This is a genomic window from Micromonospora sp. NPDC047074, assembly GCF_040643815.1.
Lineage (GTDB): Bacteria > Actinomycetota > Actinomycetes > Mycobacteriales > Micromonosporaceae > Micromonospora.
In genome coordinates, this window is the sequence record NZ_JBEYVB010000003.1 from 106,121 (window position 1) to 126,185 (window position 20,065).

12 protein-coding genes are annotated in these 20,065 nt (G+C 69.3%); 7 read left to right on the forward strand and 5 right to left on the reverse strand.

Annotated elements, in window-relative coordinates; translation table 11 throughout:
- The first annotated feature begins 124 nt into the window (after window positions 1–124).
- The 3 genes from ABZ809_RS07290 (at window position 125) to ABZ809_RS07300 (ending at window position 12,366) form a co-directional block, all read left to right on the forward strand.
- A complete protein-coding gene (locus ABZ809_RS07290) occupies window positions 125–9,205 on the forward strand; it encodes a DNRLRE domain-containing protein (RefSeq protein ID WP_357561582.1) in 9,081 nt (3,026 codons plus the stop codon).
- A complete protein-coding gene (locus ABZ809_RS07295) occupies window positions 9,202–9,837 on the forward strand; it encodes a hypothetical protein (RefSeq protein WP_357561583.1) in 636 nt (211 codons plus the stop codon). Before ABZ809_RS07290 ends, ABZ809_RS07295 begins: the two co-directional genes overlap by 4 nt.
- A 630-nt stretch (window positions 9,838–10,467) precedes the next feature.
- The gene (locus ABZ809_RS07300) at window positions 10,468–12,366 is read left to right on the forward strand and encodes a BTAD domain-containing putative transcriptional regulator (protein ID WP_357561584.1); all 1,899 of its coding nucleotides are present in this window, start codon (window positions 10,468–10,470) and stop codon (window positions 12,364–12,366) included.
- 6 nt (window positions 12,367–12,372) lie between these two features.
- On the opposite strand, the gene ABZ809_RS07305 is transcribed toward ABZ809_RS07300, so the two are convergent.
- From ABZ809_RS07305 to ABZ809_RS07320, 4 genes are all read right to left on the reverse strand, one after another.
- Entirely contained in the window at window positions 12,373–12,648 is a 276-nt protein-coding gene (locus ABZ809_RS07305; protein ID WP_357561585.1) for a hypothetical protein, read from the reverse strand.
- Between the two features lie 47 nt (window positions 12,649–12,695).
- On the reverse strand, window positions 12,696–13,127 hold the full coding sequence (locus tag ABZ809_RS07310; protein ID WP_357561586.1) for a hypothetical protein: 432 nt from the start codon (window positions 13,125–13,127) through the stop codon (window positions 12,696–12,698).
- Between the two features lie 186 nt (window positions 13,128–13,313).
- A complete protein-coding gene (locus ABZ809_RS07315) occupies window positions 13,314–13,517 on the reverse strand; it encodes a hypothetical protein (protein ID WP_357561587.1) in 204 nt (67 codons plus the stop codon).
- Window positions 13,518–13,861: 344 nt separating this feature from the next.
- Window positions 13,862–14,440, reverse strand: coding sequence for a DsbA family protein (locus tag ABZ809_RS07320; RefSeq protein ID WP_357561588.1), 579 nt, complete (start codon window positions 14,438–14,440; stop codon window positions 13,862–13,864).
- 230 nt (window positions 14,441–14,670) lie between these two features.
- Here ABZ809_RS07320 and ABZ809_RS07325 point away from each other — a divergent pair, with 230 nt between their 5' ends.
- Genes ABZ809_RS07325 through ugpC form a run of 4 tightly spaced genes read left to right on the forward strand, consistent with a single transcriptional unit; the run spans window position 14,671 to window position 19,070 of the window.
- On the forward strand, window positions 14,671–15,960 hold the full coding sequence (locus ABZ809_RS07325; protein WP_357561589.1) for an ABC transporter substrate-binding protein: 1,290 nt from the start codon (window positions 14,671–14,673) through the stop codon (window positions 15,958–15,960).
- A 58-nt stretch (window positions 15,961–16,018) separates the two neighbouring features.
- On the forward strand, window positions 16,019–17,020 hold the full coding sequence (locus tag ABZ809_RS07330) for a sugar ABC transporter permease (RefSeq protein ID WP_357561590.1): 1,002 nt from the start codon (window positions 16,019–16,021) through the stop codon (window positions 17,018–17,020).
- Window position 17,021: 1 nt separating this feature from the next.
- On the forward strand, window positions 17,022–17,855 hold the full coding sequence (locus tag ABZ809_RS07335; protein ID WP_357561591.1) for a carbohydrate ABC transporter permease: 834 nt from the start codon (window positions 17,022–17,024) through the stop codon (window positions 17,853–17,855).
- Window positions 17,856–17,864: 9 nt separating this feature from the next.
- Window positions 17,865–19,070 carry a sn-glycerol-3-phosphate ABC transporter ATP-binding protein UgpC gene (ugpC, locus tag ABZ809_RS07340; protein WP_357561592.1) on the forward strand — a complete coding sequence of 402 codons (1,206 nt, stop codon included), beginning with the start codon at window positions 17,865–17,867 and terminating at the stop codon, window positions 19,068–19,070.
- Between the two features lie 61 nt (window positions 19,071–19,131).
- Here ugpC and ABZ809_RS07345 read toward each other — a convergent pair whose 3' ends face one another.
- Window positions 19,132–19,866 carry a YsnF/AvaK domain-containing protein gene (locus ABZ809_RS07345; protein ID WP_357561593.1) on the reverse strand — a complete coding sequence of 245 codons (735 nt, stop codon included), beginning with the start codon at window positions 19,864–19,866 and terminating at the stop codon, window positions 19,132–19,134.
- Window positions 19,867–20,065: the final 199 nt, after the last annotated feature.

A 20,065-nucleotide genomic window follows, 5' to 3' on the forward strand; every position in this document is an offset into this window, starting at 1 on the left:
TCGGGGCGGCCCTTCGGCGTATCCGACCCCGCTACCGCCGCGACATCGCCAGACGATAGCTGTCGGTGTATGTCTTCTCCCTAGCTTCTATCCGACGTGTCGGCTCATGATCGGAGAGTAACGGGTGAGAAGGAAGCTACGGGGACCACTGGTCGCGGCCCTGGTGGTGGCCCTGGCGGCCAGTCTGGGCGGGGCACAGGCCCTGTCCGACCAGAGGCCGGAGGGCGCGGCGAGTGCCGACGCAGACGACGGAAAGGGTCTGCTCGACCGGCTCGGGGCAGCCGCCCGCGGGCTGACCGGCGACGGGCCGGGCCGGCCCAGGCCGGAGGTCGTCAGCGCCGGGCTGTCGGTGCGGGAGAAGACGCCGGCGGGCAAGGTGTGGCCGGCGCAGAAGCGGGTCAAGGAGCTGACCGGCAAGCGTACGGCGAACGGCAGGACGTACCAGCTGGCCGACGGGCGCACACAGTCGGAGATCTCCGTGGTGCCGGTGCACTACAAGGACGCGAAGGGCCGCTACCAGCCCATCGACACCACCGTCCGGCCCACCGACGACAAGGGCTACGTACAGGGCAACCGGACGAACTCCTTCACCAGCCTCTTCGGGGACAGCTCGGACGAGCTGGCCCGGTTCGAACAGAACGGCCGCAGCATCGAGCTGGGCCTGACGGGCGCGCCGCGGGCGGTGACGCCGAAGGTGTCCGGCTCGACGGTGACCTATCCCGGCCTGGCCGGCGGCGCGGACGTGGTCTACGACGTGACCAGCACCGCGCTCAAGGAGAAGATCGTCCTGCGTGGGGCCCCGGCCGCGCCGGTGTCCTACACGTTCACGCTGGACACCACGGGGCTGGTCGCGCAGCAGCGCGAGGACGGCTCTATCGCGTTCGTCGGCCTGGACGGCGGCCGGACGTACTTCGAGATGCCGGCGCCGTTCATGTTCGACGACAAGGACGACAAGGCCTCGCCGCACGGCAAGGTGTGGAGCGACAAAGTCACCCAGCAGGTGACGCGGTCCGGTGCCACCACGACGGTCACCGTCACCCCCGACGCGGGCTGGCTGGCGGACCCGGCGCGGGTGTACCCGGTGGTGGTCGACCCGACCATCAAGGTCCAGCCGGTGCCGGACGACGCGCAGGACGTCGCCATCTACTCCGGCGCCGCCACCACGAACCACAACGACACCTACCAGTTGAAGGTGGGTACGGACGCCGCCCAGTCGTGGCGGTCCCTGATCAAGTTCGACGTCAGCTCGATCCCGGCGAACACGCCGATCGACGACGCGCGGCTGGAGATGTACTACTCGCAGACCCACCACGCGTGGGGCTTCGACGTGGCGATGGAGGCCCGCCGGGTCACCCAGCCGTGGACGGAGAGCACCGCGAACTGGTCGAACATGAACACCAACATGGCCGACCAGCCGGCCGGCAACATGGTCACCACGGACGACGGCGACGCCGGCACCTCGTTGAGCGGCAGTTGGCCGTACTCGGCCAACGCCACGCTGACGCCGCTGGCGGTCAACGGCGACTACCGCCACAACGGCGACACCATCGCCGGGAACACCCACACCTGGGTGCCGACCATCACCGAGTCGGGTGACTACCAGGTCGAGGCCCACTTCGTCACCGAGGCGGACCGGCCGACCAACGCGCCGTACACGGTCCACTACAACGGTGGGTCCAAGACCTACAACGTCGACCAGACCGGCAGCGGTCTCGGTGAGTGGAAGACCCTCGGGGTCCACCCGTTCGTCGCCGGCACCACCGGCAAGGTCGTCCTCGGCGACGTGGCCGGCAAGTCGGTCATCGCGGACGCGGTCCGCTTCACCCGCTGGGGCGTGGCGACCAAGAAGGCGACGGTCTCCAGCGTCTGGAACTCGTTCCCGGTCCGCAACGCCGTGCAGGAGTGGGTCAACAGGTCCCAGCAGAACCACGGCTTCATGGTCAAGGCGGTCGACGAGACGAAGAAGGGCCGCGGCGGCCCGATCTACGAGGCGTCGGAGTTCGCCTACAACAACGCGCGGCGGGACTACAACCTGCCGAAGCTGGTGGTGACCTGGGGCGCCCCGGGCGTCGCGGTGAACCCGCCGGCCACGATCACCTCCACCGGTGCGGTGCTGGACTGGCCGGCCTACCCGGGCACGGACATCGCCGAGTACCAGGTGCACCGCAGCATCTTCCAGGAGTACGTGCCCTCGGCGGCCACGCTGGTCGCACCGGTCTCCAGCGGCACCCGCACCTACCAGGACACCACCGCGGTCCCCACGCCTGCGGACAACACCGACCCGCTGGCGCGGAAGTTCTACTACTACATGGTTGCCGTCAAGACCAGGGACGGGCGGCTGATCGCGGGTCCGACGCAGTCGGCGATCCTGCCGAAGGCGGGCCAGATCACCCGGATCTACCGTACGGACACCACGGACACCACGCTCTCGCAGACCCGGCCGACGGAGAACGTGGACGTCTACAGCGGCGACCCGTACGTCAGCCCGGGGAACAACTCGACCTACTACGGCGACACCCACGGCCTGGTGAGGTTCCCGGCGCTGGCCGGTGTCCCGACCAACGCGCAGATCGTCGACGCCGAGCTGCGGATGTACAACACGTCGCTGTTCCCGGGCACGGGCACCACCGGCGAGTTCGTGGACGTCTACCGGCTCACCCAGGCGTTCGACGAGACGAAGGCGACCTGGGACACCCGCGACGGCGTCACTGCCTGGACCACCAAGGGCGGTGACTACGACACCTCCTGGAAGGCGGGCGCCAACGGGTTCACCAACGACCCGGAGTGGGCGAGCTGGGACGTCACCCCGGCGGCGAAGAGCTGGCTCACCAGCCCGACCACCAACCACGGTCTCCTGCTGCGCCAGCGCGACGAGGTCAACCAGACCATGCGGGCGATGCTGCTGTCGTCCGAGAGCCAGGAGCCGCTGCTACGGCCGACGCTGGAGGTCACCTACCTCGAGCAGACCGCCGAGTCGACCTACTACGCGGCCTCGACGCCGGCGCTGGCGACCCCGAACGCCACGTACACGGTGCCGATGACCCTGTCGAACCCGACCCTGGCGGCGTGGAACCCGACCGACTGGGAGTTGGCCTACGACTGGAAGCGGGCCGACGGCCTCACCGACGGCGCGGACGCCAGCTTCGAGTTGCGCACCGCCCTGCCGCGGAGCGTCCCGGCCGGCGGCACGGTCGACGTGGCCGCGCAGTTGAAGACCCCGCCGTCCTCGACGGAGGGCAACAAGCGCACCGACTACGTGCTGCAGTGGGATCTGCGCAACAAGCTCACCGGCAAGAAGCTCTCGGAGACCACGCCGATCAAGCCGCTGCCGCAGAACGTGGCGGTGGAGGAGCCGACCTCCGACCAGTTGGGTCTGGAGAAGTTCTACTCGTACGCGGGGAAGAACACCGGCGCCGGCGGCTCGGTGATGAACAACCTCTACTCCGGCAACACGGTCTGGTCGTACAACGCGATCAACAACCCGTCGCGGGGTCTGTCGACGTTCGTGCGGCTGGCGTACAACTCGCTGGACACCAGCGACTCGGTGGCCGGCTACGGCTGGTCGCTGCAGGCGTCCTCGATGATGCGCCTGGGCACGCCGCTGGACTTCCACCCGAACCCGAACCCGACCAAGGTCACGCTGACCGACGGTGACGGCACCAGCCACTGGTTCACCTGGGACGCGGCGTCCAACGAGTGGAAGAGCCCGAAGGGCGTGCACCTTCACCTGCAGAAGTACAGCAGCGTGGACTGCAAGCCCAACGTCCAGGAGCGCAGGGCGTGGGTGCTGACCCGGCCGGACCGGACGCAGTTCTTCTACGACTGCGAGGGCTTCCTGTCCAGCATCGTGGACAACAACCAGAACGAGATGGTGTTCACCTACGAGGAGCGGAAGTCCAACAACAAGCCGACGAAGTTCCTCCGCTACATCACCGACGCGGCAGGCCGTAGGACGCTGACCGTCGACTACTTCGCGAAGGGCCAGACGTACGACTACATCGACGACGTCACCTGGACCCGCAAGACCGGGACCGGCCTGACCAACCCGAAGATCATCGACCACATCTCGACGATCACCGACATCTCCGGGCGGAAGCTGAGCTTCGCGTACACGGACAAGGGTCTGCTCGGTGAGCTGGTCGACGGCGCCGGCTCGACCGACGGCGCGCCGAAGACGTTCAAGTTCGCCTACGACATGACCCAGGGCAACAAGAACGTCAAGCTGGTCAAGACCACCGACCCGCGGGGCAACGCGACAAACCTGGTCTACAACTACCCGCAGGCCGGCGACGACCCGAAGTGGCACTGGACCACCAAGTCGTACACCGACCGGCTCGGCCACCCGACGCAGTTCGCGTACGTGGATCCGGACGGCCCGCAGGGCAACAACATCAACGCCACGGTGACCGACGCGGAGAACCACGCCACCGCCTACCAGCTGGACGGCTACGGCCGGGCCTACCAGACCACCAACGCCAAGACCGAGACCACCAGGTTCGGCTGGGACGACGACCACAACGTGGTCCGGCTCGAGGAAGCCAACGGCGCGGTCTCCACCTGGGCGTACGACGCCAAGACCGGCTACCCGACCCTGGTGCGGGACGCCGAGGCGGTCAGGAACGGCTGGCCGGGCACGGCGCTGACCTACCAGCGCCAGCTCAACGGCTACGTGGCCGAGGTGGTCAGCAAGACCAGCTCGGAGGGGCGCAAGTGGACCTTCACGTACACCGCCGAGGGTGACGTCGAGTCGGTCACCGACCCGGTGGGCAACACCACGGCGACCGCCGGCGACTACACGAGCACCAACACCTACGACGAGTGGGGTCAGCTCCTCACCGCCAGGGACGCCAACGGCAACACCACAAAATACGGTCCCTTCCACCCCAGCGGTTACCCGACGACGATCGAGGACCCGGGCCCGGGCTTCTCGTACTTCACCTATGACGACCGGGGCAACGTCCTCGAGGTCAGGAACGGCAGGAACGCCAAGGTCACCCAGGCGTACGACACGTTCGGCCGGCCCAAGGCGAAGGTCGAGCCGCTGGACGCGGCGAACAACCGCTTCATCACGACCAGGGCCCCGGTCTACGACGCCAACGACAACATCACCACGGCGTACGCGGCCAACGGGGCGGAGTCGACCTCCGTCTACGACAAGGCCGACCAGGTCACCGAGTCGTACGCGCCGAAGGACGTGTCGACCGATCCGGAGCGCAAGACCACCACGACGTACGACAAGGTCGGCAACGTCCTGACCGTCACGGAGCCGCAGGGCAACCTGACCGCCACGGTCGGCGACTACACGACGACCACCAGGTACGACGCGATCTACCAGCCGATCGAGGCCAGCAACGGCCTCGGCCAGAAGGTGACCTCGGAGTACGACAACGTCGGCAACGTCACCGTCCTCTACGACGCGAAGGCGACCGCGAGCGCGGCGGACGACTTCACCACGAAGTACGAGTACGACTGGAACCGCCGGGTCGTCAAGACCACCGACGCGGCGGGCAAGTTCACCACCGCCCGGTACGACAAGGACGGCCTGACGCTCGGCACCACCGACGCGGAGGGCAACGAGTCGCTGGCGACGTACGACGCCCGCGGCGCGCTGGTCGAGTCGAAGGTGCCGCACAAGAAGGACACCGCCGGCACCATCACCTACCGCACCACCAAGTACGAGTACGACCAGGTCGGCAACCAGACGAAGGGGATCACGCCGCGCGGTGTGAACACCACCGACGACGCCGACGACTTCGCCGTGGTGACGGTCTACGACGCGCTCAACCGTAAGAAGGAGGAGTGGTCGTCCTACGACAAGGACGACAGCCGCTACAACACGCCGGACAAGACCTTCTACAGCTACGACGAGATCGGCAACCTGACGAAGGTCAGCGCGCCGCCGTCCGACGGGCAGACGGTCCGGAACGACACCGAGTACACCTACTACGACAACGGGTGGACGAAGACGTCCAAGGACCCGTGGGACATCGTCAACTCGTACGACTACAACGACCTGGGCCAGCAGACCACGAACACGCTGAGCTCGGCCGGTGGGTCGACCACGCGGACGATGACGTGGGAGTACTACCCGTCCGGCAACGAGAAGGGGCGGTCGGAGGACGGCCTGCCGGTCGGCAAGGACGTGGTCCTGGTCGACAACTCCGACTCGAACAACACGGCCTCCCAGGGCACCTGGGCCAACGGCGCCGCGACCGGGCAGTGGGGCTACGACGTGGCCACCGCTGCGGCGGGCAGCGGGTCGGCGCAGTTCAACTGGCAGTTGACCATCCCCCGGGACGGCAACTACGAGGTGTTCGTCCGGCACCCGCAGGTCAGCGGCGCCGCGACGGACGCGAAGTTCACCATCACCCACAACGGCGGCAGTGTCGTCAGGACGGTGAACCAGACGCAGAACACCGGCACCTGGATCAGCCTGGGCAGTCACCCGTTCGTCGAGGACGGCGTCCAGAAGATCACCGTCACCGACCAGGCGACGGGCAAGGTGCTCGCCGACGCCGTCAAGCTGGTGCGCGACAACGGCGGTGACGCCGACAACGAGAAGAAGCAGTTCACCTACCAGTACAACCCGAACGGGATGCTGGTCGAGGTCAAGGACCTCAGCCCGGGCGCGAAGATCAGCCGGTACGACGTCGCGTACGACCAGGTGAACCAGATCTCCTCGGTCAAGGAGTTCGTCGGGGCGTCGGACACGACGCCGAAGAACACCACGGCGCTCACCTACGACGCGAACGGCAACCCGCTCACCTCGACCCACGACCTCACCTGGTCGAAGATCGAGTACGACCCGCGGGACATGGTCGCCAAGGTGACCAACGCCGACTCGCCGACGGCGGGCAACCAGCAGATCTCGACCTTCACGTACACGGCTCGCGGGCAGCTGCTCAAGCAGACCAAGCCCAACGGCAACACCGTGGACTTCGAGTACTACCTCGACGGCGCCACGAAGCACCAGCTGGAGAAGACCTCCGGCGGAGCGACCGTCGCGGAGCACACGCTGGAGTACCAGGCCAACGGGCACCCGTCGCGTGACGTGCTCAAGTTGATGAACGCCGACAACGCGTCGGACCACATCGACAACACGTACGTCTTCTCGTACGACCCGCAGGACCGGATCGCCAAGCTCGACAAGACCGGCGACAGCACGTCGACGGAGACGTACGTCTACGACGCCAACGGCAACACGGTGTCCCAGACGGTCGGCGGTACGACGAGCACCAGCAAGTACGACCGGAACCGGCTGCACTCCACCAGCACCGGTGGCGTGACATCGACGTACAACTACGACCCGCTGGGCCGACTCGACACGGTGTCGATCGGCGGCCAACGGGCGCAGAAGCACTACTACGACGGTTTCGACCGGACGGCGAAGACCACCGCGGGCGTCGGCGCCAACGCCAAGTCGACCACCTACGTGTACGACCCGTTCGACCGGACGGTGTCGCAGACGGCCGACGGCAAGACGACCCTGTTCACGTACCTGGGGATGGACAACCAGGTGCTGCGCGAGGAGGTCGCCGGCAAGGCGACGAAGTCGTACCAGTACGCGCCGTGGGGTCAGCAGTTGACCCAGATCAAGCACAAAGACGACGGCAGCCGGGAGTACTCGCAGTTCATCTACCGGCCCCGTGGTGACGTCATCGGGATCGCGAAGGAGGACGGCAGGACCCGGGCGACGTACGGCTACACGGCGTACGGCAAGGACGACGAGTCGCAGTTCACGGGTGTGGACAAGCCGGGTGCGGCGCCGGAGGGTGAGGAGCCGTACAACGCGTTCCGGTTCAACGCCTCCCGGTGGGATGCGGGCTCCGGCACGTACGACATGGGTTTCCGCAACTACGACCCGGGGTTGAACCGGTTCCTGACGCGGGACACCTACGGCGGCGCGATGGCCGACATGGGTCTGGCGATGGATCCGTTCACGGGTAACCGGTACGCGTTCGCCGGCGGTAACCCGGTCAGCTTCGTGGAGTTGGACGGGCATCTGTTCGGGATGTCGTGGTCGGACATCGGTCACGCCGCCCTGGATGTGGTCGGGATGGTGCCGGTCGTCGGTGAGGTCGCCGACGTCGCGAACGGCATCTGGTACGCGGCCGAGGGCAACTACGTCGACGCGGCTCTGTCGATGGCGTCCGCCATTCCGCTGGCGGGTAACGCGGTGGCCGCGGCGAAGCTGGCGAAGACGGGTAAGAAGATCGCCGACGGCATCGACACCGCCAACGACACGAGCAAGGCGGCGAAGGCGGGCTCCCCCTCCACCGGCGCTCCGAAGCAGCCGGAGAAACCGTCCGGCCCGAGCTGCAAGGTGAACAGCTTCGTACCCGGCACAAAGGTCCTGATGGCCGACGGCACGACCAAGGCCATCGAGGACCTGCGGGAGGGCCACCGGATCAAGGCCACGGATGTCGAAACCGGTGACACCCGGGATCGTCAGGTCACGGACACCCGGAACAACAAGGGCGACAAGAAGCTGGTCACCCTGACCCTCGACACCGACGGCCGCGACGGCCACGCCACCGGCCAGGTCACGTCAACGGCCGGTCACCACTACTGGTTGCCAGACGTGGGACGGTGGGTCACCGCCGACACGCTCAAGCCGGGCATGTGGCTCAGGGCCTCGTCGGGCGTCTGGGTCCAGATCAGTGCGGTGGACCATGAACGGCGCCATGAGCGCGTCTTCAACCTCACCGTCGACGCTGATCACAACTATTACGTCCTGGCCGGCGGCCAGACGATCCTGGTCCACAACGAGTGCCCGGACTACGACGAGCAGGCCTACGAGCGCGCCAAGGAGCTTCACGAAGGCCTCAAGAAACCGAACAAGGAAGACGGCGGCTATGCCTACAAGAACGACACCACAGCCGTTGTCATGGCGCGGGACCAGGCTGGCGACATCCGGACGGTAGTGGCCTCCAACCGGAAGCACGTTCCAGGGGCCATCAAGGACCGGTTGGGCGCTGGCGAGGTTCACGCCAACGGTCGGGGGCACGCGGAGATGACCGCCCTGAAGTACATCGACGACCAAGGGTGGGAGTTCCTTGGCGGTGCGGCCAACCGAAACGTCTGCGCATACTGCGAGAACGCAGTCCGTGATCGCGGCGCATCGCTGAGGGGAGCCAAGTTCCTCGGCTTCGTGCAGACCTTGGGTGGTAGGTTCGCCTTCATGGGTGAGAGAAGGTTCAAATGAGCCTGACGGATGATATGCGTCAGGCACCCCTGCTCGACACGTTGGCTCGGCAGAGCGCGGCAGCACTGGTCCTGGTTCGGTACTGCAATTTCCATCAGGATCCGAAGTTCTCTCCCTGGTTCGAGCAGCATCGAGAGGTCCTGTCCAGGTCGGTTGACCTCGCCACGCGTATCTGCCGGCAGGGCGCGGAGCGATCTACGGAGATTGTGGACGATGTGACTGCCCTCCGAGGCAGCTTGGGTGAGGTGATCGACGGAAGTGACCCGGACGGGCCACCCTTTGAGACGGAGGTCGTTGATCATCTGGTCCTGGCTACCGAAGTGCTGGACTTCGTGGCTGCTCCGGATGGTTTGGATGAGTTGCAGGAGGTATTCGAGCGCGCGGAGGAGTTGGCGGAAGCTGCGAGGGAATTGGGGGAGACAGACTTCCCCGGCGGCGAGTGGGAGGTCGTGGACTTCGTCGGTTTGGAGAGTGAAGCCCGGCAGGCTGATCTTGCCGAACTGCGAAGCGCCCAGCAGGACGGGCGTGATCCGAACCCTGCCAACCTGCTTTCCCGCAGTGAGTCTTTTGCTCGGCGCTACGCTGAAGTGATCGAAAGATGCTATTCGGATGAAGATGCGGGTCGCTCGTAGAGAGCGCTGATCTGAGCGGCGCCCGTCCCCTCGGGGCGGGCGCCGACTCATGGGCGGACTGTGTCCAACGAATGGGCGTGGGTACTTGGATGCAGGCCGGTGTGGCTGCCGAAGAATCGTGCTGTGGCCGGCACGGCCAAGAGACCGCGTTGGCGTGACCCATTGCTGTGGACAAGCCGGGTGCGGCGCCGGAGGGTGAGGAGCCGTACAACGCGTTCCGGTTCAACGCCTCCCGGTGGGGCGGGGACGGGCAACCAGGTGCTGCGCGAGGAGGGCATTGATAAGCCGACAGAGGAGAAGGAGTTGACCGCTGTTTGCTCGACGCATGCACCCGCCACTGTGGAGAGTGAGAGTGCGGGCCCATCCTGGTCGAAGTCGGCCCGCTGTCGACTTGCCCACCATGGGCTGGCTCCTTCCCGCCGCCGACGGGCTGCCGTAATCCATGGGGCGACGGGCGAGTTGATCAGTCCGTCTGCGTCCGGGAGCGCTTTCGATCTCCGATTCGTTACGGCGACACGCCTGCGAGATATATTGACGTTTGTCACATTCAGACTCTTGTTTTCTGCCTTGTAGCTCCCGCAGCGGTCCCACTAGCCTGGGCGCGCTCAAGCTTCAACGGGGGAGCGGCGCATGAAACTACAGATTCGGCTTCTCGGCAGTGCGGAGCTGTGCGTTGACGGCCAGCTCGTCACGCCCGGCGCGGCGAAGCGACGCGCCGTCCTCGCCGGTCTGGCACTGGAGGCCAACCACCCGGTCTCCTTGCCGAGGCTGGCCGACATGGTCTGGTCCGACATTCCACCCGCCTCCGCGATGCCGAACCTGCGTTCTCACGCCGCCGGGCTTCGGCGGGTGGTGGGCGACCGGCTGGTCGCCCGCCCGAACGCCTATGAGCTGCGGCTTTCGTCGCACGAACTGGATGTGACCGAGTTCCACCGGCTGGTGGGCGAGGGGCGGGCCCTGCTGGCCACGCCCGATCCCGCCAGTGCCGTCGGCGTCCTCACCGCCGCACTGGGGCACTGGCGTGGGATGGCTGGCGACGGCCTGCCCCGGGGCACCGCGCTGGACAACCGGTGGGCGAGCCTCGACGAGCAGCGGCTCCAGGTCTTCGAGGAGCTCGCCGAGGCCCGGTTGGCCGCTGGTGAGCACGGCGAACTCCTGCCGGAGCTGCGCGGGCACCTCGCCGCGTACCCGCTGCGGGAGCGCGCCTGGGCGCAACTCATGCTGGCGCTCTACCGCTGCGGGAACGTCCCGGCGGCGCTCACCGCCTACCGGGACGCCCGGGCCACGCTCGACGAGCAGCTCGGCATCGAACCGGGCGAGGAGCTGTCAACCCTGCACCGCGCGATGCTCGACCGGGCGGCCGAGCTGGCGTACACCCCGCCGTTTGCGCCGGCCACGACGACCGTGCGGGCCACGCCGGTGCCGGCACCGGTTGTGGCCAGGTCGGCGCCGCCCCGCCCCGGCGGGCCCGCCGGGAGCGCCGGCTGGGCGGTGCCCCGTGAGCTGCCGGCCGCTCTTGTCACGTTCGTCGGACGGGCCGGCGAGACCGCCGAGGTGGTCGCCGCCGTGCGCGGTGCGGCCCCCACCACCGTGGTCGTCACCGGCGCGTTCGGCACGGGCAAGACCGCCCTGGCGGTACGCGCGGCGCACACCGTCGCCGCGGACTTCCCCGACGGGCAGGTCTTCGTCCAACTCGGCAACCGGGCTCCGGCGACCCCCGGTGAAGTGCTGGCCCGGGTGCTGCGTGCGATCGGGATCGCCCCAGGTGACGTGCCCGCGAACACCGACGAGCGGGCCGGCTGGTTCCGGTCGCTGGTCGCCGGGCGACGGCTGCTGCTGGTGGTCGACGGGGTCACCCGCGCCGCCCAGGTTCGTCCGCTGCTCCCGGCCGGGCCCGGCCCGGGCCTGATCGTGGTCGGGCAGCGCCGATTGGGCAGCCTGGACGGCGTCCGGCGGGTGACGCTGCGCCCGCTCGCCGCCGTCGGCGCACGTGACCTGCTGGCGGCGCTCGTCGGCCCGGAACGGCTTGCCGCCGACCCGGTGGCCACCGGCGAGCTGGTGCGACTCTGCGCCGGGTCGGTCCTCGCCCTGCGGGTCGCCGGCACGCGCCTGGCGGCCCGTCCGGGGCAGTCGGTGGCCGCTCTGGTCGGTCAGCTCGCAGACGGGCGGGAACGGCTGGACCTGCTGGACTACGAGGACCTTTCGGTACGGGCCAGCCTGCACACCGCCGTTGCCGCCGTCCGCGCCGACGACGAGGTGGCCGGTCGGCTCCTCGCCCTGCTCGGCGCGACGCCCGACGCACTGCTCCAGCCCGAGCGGGTCGCCCGGCAGCTCGGGATCTCCGCCGCGCGGATGCGCCGCACCCTGGACGAGCTGGCGGAGGCGTATCTGGTCAAGCCCCACCGTGGCGGGCCCGGGGGCCACCTGCTGCCGGAGCTGGTCCGGGAGTACGCCGCCGAGTTGGCGGCCGAGCGGACGGTCGGGGTGCCTCCGTTGACGGGCCGGCGGGTGGACCCGCTCGTCGCCTGACGGAACTCAGGAGACCTCGCCGCGCACGATCGCCACCGCCACCCGGCAGAACTCGTCCATGTCGGGCTGGAAGCCGGCGGCGATGTCGGGGTGCAGCCCGGAGCGGGTCTCGTCCAGCAGCCGCTGGCAGACCTGCTCGACCGGCTCGCCGGCGTAGCTGGCGCTGACCCGGTCCGTGGCTGCCTGCAACGCCGAGGTCAGCTGGTCCTCCAGGGGGCCCCGCAGCTTCTGCTGAACGGGATCCAGCCCACGGGGGTCCAGCGTGACATGTGGCTCCGACATCGGCGCTCCCTTCGTCGGCGTCCGCGGTACCCCACCGCGGCCCTCGGTCAAACCACGTTCGGTACGGCGGCCACCCGTACCTGGTACGAGAAGTCCTCCGCCGGCTCCTCCGCGTACGACAGCCGGCGGATCTGCCGGTCGTCGTCGTAGAGGGCGACGTCCACGAGGACGCCGAGGTGGGCCAGGCCGATGCTGGCGACCCGCTTCTTGTCCTGGAGCACCGCGCACACCCCGCCGAGCAGGGTGCTGGCGTCGGAGGTGCGGTGCCCCGGCGGGCAGCGCAGCACGAGGTCCACCTCGACGGGCCCGGACAGCGGGGTCCAGCCGGTGCGCTGGGCCGCGGCACAGGCCGCCTGGAGCAGGGCGCGGACCCTCGTCGCCTGCCGGTGCCCGGCGGCGAAGATGGACAGCGCCTCGGTCTTGACCGGTGGCAGGCCGCTCACCTCGAACGTCAGGGCGAGAGCGCGGGTGTCCTGCACGACGGCACCTCCTCGTTGGGGACGATCCTGCCCAACCGGTGGAACGGCGGTGGGAAGTTCCCGTGAGAACCCACCGATCGGGGCGGGTCGGGTCGGCCGGAGGCGTGTCGACGTCGACGGCGAACGCGCTGGCTGTGAGCTAAGGAAACGCTAGTGCACCCGGCGGGCCCTGGGTAGCTCCGTCGCTCACTGGCTGGGACGCGGCGCGAAGGCGCGAACTTCGTCGCCCTCCGGGTCGGCGAGGATCCACCAGTCGAGCGCGTCGTCCGGCTCGCGCAGCAGCGTCGCGCCGGCCCCGAATAGCGCCGTCGGGTCCGGGGCGGTGAGGTACGTCCCGGACTGCGCGCTACTTCCGCGCCATCCCGGGACTGCGCGCTGCTTCCGCGCCATCCCGGGACTGCGCGCTACTTCCGCGCCACCCCGGGACTGCGCGCTGCTTCCGCGCCACCCCGGGACTGCGCGCTACTTCCAGGAAGTAGTGGCGTCCCGGGCACGCCGACCCCACTACTTCCAGGAAGTAGCGCGATCTTGGCGGCACGGGCACGGGCACGGGCGCGGGCGCGGGTCGGGCACCGGCGGTCGGGTGACGATCACCCACCAGAGCGAGCGGGCAGGGGCCGGGCGCGCAGGCGGGCGGGTGCGCGGGCAGGCAGGGGCCGGGCGGGCTGGCGGGCGGGTGCGCGGGCGGACAGGCGGGCTGGCGGGCTGGTGCGCAGGGGGGTGGGGTGGGCGGTCTAGTGGCGGGCGCGCTTGACCTCGTGGAAGGCGGGCATGCGGATCAGCGGGAGCAGCGAGTCCCAGATGGTCAGGGCGTCGTCGGTGCCGGGGACCTCGGTCAGGATCGGGCCGTGGATGCCGCGCTCGGCGCCCGGCACCATGAGCACCGGCGCACCGATGTCCGGGCCGGCCGAGGCGTACGCCAGGGCGTGCGACTCGCGTACCGCCTCGTCCCAGCGGGCGTCGTCGAGTGCCGGCGCGGCCTCGCCGAGGCCGGCCGCCGCGACGGCCGCGTCCACGGTCCCGGCCGACAACGGGTTGCCGGCGTCGTGGGTGCGGGCGCCGATTTCGGCGTAGAACCGCGCGATGTCGTCGTGGCGGCCCTCGGCGCGCAGCGCCTCCACCAACCGCAGGGCCCGGCTGGAGGCGGTCATCGCGTCGGCGAACTCCGGCGGCACCCGGCCCGAGTTGAGGATGGCCAGGCTGAACGCCCGCCACTCGATGTGCAGCCCCCGGGCGTCGGCGACCGCGACCAGCCAGCGGGAGGTGCGCCAGGTCCACGGGCAGGCGGGGTCGAAGAAGAAGGTGGCGTCCATCGGCCGAGCCTACGGGCGGCCGGCGCGACCCGCATGGCGGTGGCCTGCGCCACAGCCGCTCCGGTGGCCGTCGTCGCGGCGGCGTCAGGTTTCGCGTCCGCGCAGGTCGGGCAGTGTTGGGACCACGAACGTGCGGGGCGACGGAACCGCTGGTCAGAGCCCCCGAACAGCTCGCCGCGCGCCGGGGCGCGGAGCTCACCCCGGCCATGGCCGACACGAGGGGAGGGGTGATGAGCGACCCGGACAAGGCTGGGCGCCGCCGCCGGCCACGCGTGCGGGCGGTGGCGGCGGCCGCGGCGTTGACGCTGGTGGCGCCGCTGGCGGCTGCCTGCGGTTCCGGCGAGGACGGCGGTACGCCCACGATCAACCTGTACTACCCGCCGGAGCAGAACCTGCAGAAGGTCGTCGACGACTGCAACGCGCAGGCCCGGGGGCGCTACGAGATCGCCTACCGGGTGCTGCCCCGGCAGGCCGACGACCAGCGGGTGCAGTTGGTCCGCCGGCTGGCCGCGCAGGACACCGGGATGGACGTCCTCGGCCTCGACGTGACCTGGACCCAGGAGTTCGCCAGCGCCGACTGGATCCTGGAGTGGACCGGGCAGGACAAAGCCGAGGTCGAGCGGGGCACCCTCGCCGGCCCGCTGGAGACGGCCCGCTACGCCGACAAGCTCTACGGCGCGCCGAAGAACACGAACGTCCAGCTGCTCTGGTACCGCAAGGACCTCGTGCCACAGCCGCCGAAGACGTGGGACCAGATGATCTCCACCGCCCAGGAGCTGAAGCAGCAGGGCAAGCCGTACCAGGTGCTCACCATGGGCGCCCAGTACGAGGGTCTCGTCGTCCTCTACAACACCCTCGCCGAGAGCGCCGGAGGCAAGATCCTCAGCGACGACGGCAAGCAGGCCGTGATGGACGCCGGCACCGTCCGGGCGTTGGAGCAGCTCCAGCGGTTCGCCACGTCGGGCGTGACGTCGCCGTCGTTCAGCAACGCCACCGAGGACCCGGTGCGGCTGGAGTTCCAGTCCGGCAACGGCGCGTTCCAGGTGAACTGGCCGTTCGTCTACCCGGCGTTGCAGGAGGCCGACCCGGAGCTGGCGAAGCAGGTCGGCTGGGCCCGGATCCCGGGCGTCGACGAGAACACCCCGAGCAAGGTCACCATCGGCGGGGTCAACATGGCCGTCAGCGCGTACTCCAAGCACCCCGAGGAGTCCTTCGAGGCGGCCCGGTGCATCCGCAGCGAGCAGAACCAGAAGTTCTCCGCCGTCAAGGACGGGGTGCCGCCGACCATCGAGAAGGTCTACGACGACCCGGAGATGGCCGAGGCGTACCCGATGCGGGACACCATCCTCGAGGAGCTGAAGGAGCCGGCGGTGCGCCCGCTGACCCCGGCGTACCAGAGCATCTCCACCGTCATGTCGGCGATCCTGTCGCCGCCGTCGGAGATCCGGCCCGAGCAGACCGCGGACGAGCTGCGCGACGCCATCGCCGACGCCCTCGAATCGAAGGGGGTCCTGCCGTGAGCGAGCGCACGATGCCGACGCGGGAGGCAGCCACCGCCGACCGCCGGGAGGCGGCGGCATGAGCGTGAACGCCACGCCGGCCGGCGCCGACGCGACCGCCGAGCAGACCTCCAGCGCCCGGTCCGGCCGGGACGCGAAGGTGCCCGCGCAGCGGGCCGGTGGCGGCCGGAAGGCCCCGCTGAGCGAGAACAAGAAGGCCGAGCGCCGGCTGGGCTGGTTGCTCTGCGCCCCCGCCGCGCTGGTCATGCTGCTGGTGACCGCGTACCCGATCCTCTACTCGGTCTGGCTCTCCCTCCAGCGCTTCGACCTGCGGTTCCCCGACGAGCGCGAGTTCGTCGGGCTGGAGAACTACGCCACCGTGCTGACCAACGAGTTCTGGTGGACGGCCTTCGGGGTCACCGCGCTGATCACGGTGGTCACCGTCGCCGTCGAACTGGTGCTCGGCATGGGGCTGGCGCTGATCATGCACCGTACGCTTGTCGGCCGGGGCATCGTGCGGACCGCCGCGCTGATCCCGTACGGCATCGTCACGGTGGTCGCCGCCTTCTCCTGGCGGTACGCGTGGACGCCGGGCACCGGCTACCTGGCCAACGTGTTCGGCGACGGCGCGCCGCTCACCGAGCGGGCCAGCGCGTTGGCGATCGTGATGCTGGCCGAGATCTGGAAGACCACGCCGTTCATGGCCCTGCTGCTGATGGCCGGCCTGGCCCTGGTGCCGGAGGACCTGCTGAAGGCCGCCTCCACCGACGGCGCCACCGCCTGGCAGCGGTTCACCAAGGTGATGCTGCCGGTGATGAAGCCGGCGATCCTGGTCGCGCTGCTGTTCCGCACCCTGGACGCGTTCCGGGTGTTCGACAACATCTTCGTGTTGACCGCGGGCGGCAACGAGACCTCGTCGGTGTCGATGCTCGCCTACAACAACCTGATCCGGGGCCTGAACCTCGGCATCGGGTCGACGATGTCGGTGCTGATCTTCCTCACCGTGGCGATCATCGCCTTCGTCTTCGTGAAGCTGTTCGGTACCGCTGCCCCCGGCAGCGACGACGGGGAGAGGCGCTGAGATGGCCGACACCACCTCCCGGGCGAAGCTGCGCTGGGGCCTGCTGGACGCCGTCGTGGTCGTCTTCGCGTTGGTGCCGGTGCTCTGGATCATGTCGCTGTCGTTCAAGACGCCGGCGACCCTGACCGACGGGAAGTTCATTCCGCAGGAGTGGACGCTCGACAACTACCGGACGATCTTCCAGACGGACCAGTTCGTCCGGGCCCTGGTCAACTCGATCGGCATCGCCCTGATCGCCACCGTGATCGCCGTGGTGCTCGGCGCCATGGCCGCGTACGCGATCTCCCGGCTGGACTTCCCCGGCAAGCGGCTGCTGGTCGGCGTCTCCCTGCTGATCGCGATGTTCCCGCAGGTGTCGCTGGTGTCGCCGCTGTTCGAGATCGAGCGGCAGCTCGGTCTCTTCGACACCTGGCCGGGCCTGATCCTGCCGTACATCACCTTCGCGCTGCCGCTGGCGATCTACACGCTGTCGGCGTTCTTCAAGCAGATCCCGTGGGACCTGGAGAAGGCGGCGAAGATGGACGGCGCCACCCAGGCCCAGGCGTTCCGGCGGGTGATCGCCCCGCTGGCCGCGCCGGGACTGTTCACCACGGCGATCCTGGTCTTCATCTTCTGCTGGAACGACTTCCTCTTCGCGATCACGCTGACCTCCACCGAGCGGGCCCGCACGGTGCCGGTGGCGCTGTCGTTCTTCACAGGCGAGTCGCAGTTCGAGGACCCCACCGGGGCGATCTGCGCCGCCGCCGTGGTGATCACCATTCCGATCATCCTGTTCGTCCTCTTCTTCCAGCGCCGCATCGTCTCCGGCCTGACCTCCGGCGCAGTCAAGGGATAGGTGGTACTCATGGCTGACATCGTGCTCGACAGGGTGAGCAAGAAGTTCCCGGACGGGACCGTCGCGGTGGCCGACGTCGACCTGGAGATCGCCGACGGCGAGTTCGTCATCCTGGTCGGGCCGTCCGGCTGCGGAAAGTCCACCACCCTCAACATGATCGCGGGCCTGGAGGACATCAGCTCCGGCGAGCTGCGCATCGGCGGCCAGCGGGTCAACGACAAGGCCCCCCGCGACCGGGACATCGCGATGGTGTTCCAGTCCTACGCCCTCTACCCGAACATGACGGTGCGGGAGAACATGGCCTTCCCACTGCGGCTGGCCAAGCTGGACAAGGAGACGATCCACCGGAAGGTGGAGGAGGCGGCGAAGGTCCTGGAGCTGTCGGCGCTGCTGGACCGCAAGCCGGCCAACCTCTCCGGCGGGCAGCGGCAGCGGGTGGCGATGGGCCGGGCCATCGTCCGGCAGCCCAAGGCGTTCCTGATGGACGAGCCACTGTCCAACCTGGACGCCAAGCTGCGGGTGCAGATGCGCACCGTGGTGTCCCGCCTGCAGAAGAAGCTCGGCACCACCACCGTCTACGTGACCCACGACCAGACCGAGGCGATGACCCTCGGCGATCGCGTGGTGATCATGCGGGGCGGCGCGGTGCAGCAGGTCGGCCCGCCGCAGGAACTCTACGACCACCCGCGCAACCTCTTCGTCGCCGGCTTCATCGGCTCGCCGTCGATGAACTTCCTGCACGCCGCGGTCGAGGACGGCACGCTGCGTACGGCCCTCGGCGACGTGCCGATCGGCGAGCGGATCCGGCGCGAGCTGGAGGGGGCCGACGCCCCGCGCGAGTTGATCCTCGGCATCCGGCCGGAGCACTTCGAGGACGCCGCGCTGATCGACGACGACACCCGCCGCCGGGGCATGGAGTTCGAGGCGCCGGTCGACATCGTCGAGTCGATGGGCTCCGACAAGTACGTCTACTTCAGCGTCGAGGGGGAGCGCGCCAGCGCCGCGGAGCTGGAGGAACTGGCCGCCGACGCGGGTGCCGACTTCAGCGGCGAGGGCGCCAACCTGGTGACCCGGCTGTCGGCCGAGTCCCCGGTCGAGGAGGGCCAGACGCGGCGGGTCTGGTTCAACCTGGAAAAGATCCACCTGTTCGACCCGACCAACGGACGCAACCTGACCCTGCACGAGGGGCGCGCGGCCGGCGCGCTCGCCGACTGACATCCCGACGAGCGGGCGGGTGGGTCGGACCGACCCACCCGCCCCGTTGCCGTGCCGGAGGTCAGCGGCGTCGCCGGCTGCGCTCCGGGATGTCGGCGTCGACCTTCTCCCGCCGGATCTGGTCGTCGATGGCCTGCTCCTCGACGACCTCGTCCTTGGCCAGGTGGACCCGCTCGACGGGCACCGTCTCCTTACCGACCACCGGCCGCTCGGCCCGCAGGATCATCTCCTGTTCGGCCTCACCGATATCGGCACGGACGCCGCGCGCGTCGCGGGCCGCGATGGGCTCCCGCTCCACGTACACCTCGTCGTGCTCGACCGGCACGGTGGTGTGCACGTTCTCGGTGACCACGTACTTGCGCAGCCGCGCCGTACCGGCGGGCTCGCTCTCCGTGCCGACCCGCAGCCGCTCCTCGGACCGGACCAGGTCCTCGCCGGCCGCCGGTGCCCGCCCTCGGGCAGCGGTCGGCGGGGTCTGCGGCGCCAGGCGGTAGTGCGCGTAGAGCTGCTCGATCTGCGCCGTGTCCAGCGGCTGGTCGGTGCCGGCGTCCACGGACGGGGCGCCCTTCACGGTGGACTTGTCGTAGTCGACCGCGAGCCCGCCGTCGGTGATCCGCGCCTTGTCCAGTGGAGCCATCGACTCCTTGTGGCCGGTCAGGCCGGTCCGCACGCTGACCCAGGTCGGCTCACCGGCGGCGTCTGCCCAGATCTGACCCACGCTTCCGATCTTCGAGCCGGAGCGGTCCTTGACGTCCTGGCCGTACAGCGAGCTGGCCTGCTGTTCACTGAGCCTCATGGTCGTCTACCTCCCTCTCGTGGCACCAGCCGGATACCCGGCCGCCGGGAGCGGATTCGTCGATGGCCCGTCGGATAGGAGCAGCGCCCTCGGTCGGGGCGGGACCTGCGGTGACGGTGGGCCCGGCGGGGGTGGATGGGGCACCGGGACGGATGGGGCTGCCGGGGCGGCGTCCCGGTGCGCCCGGGAAGGCGACGAC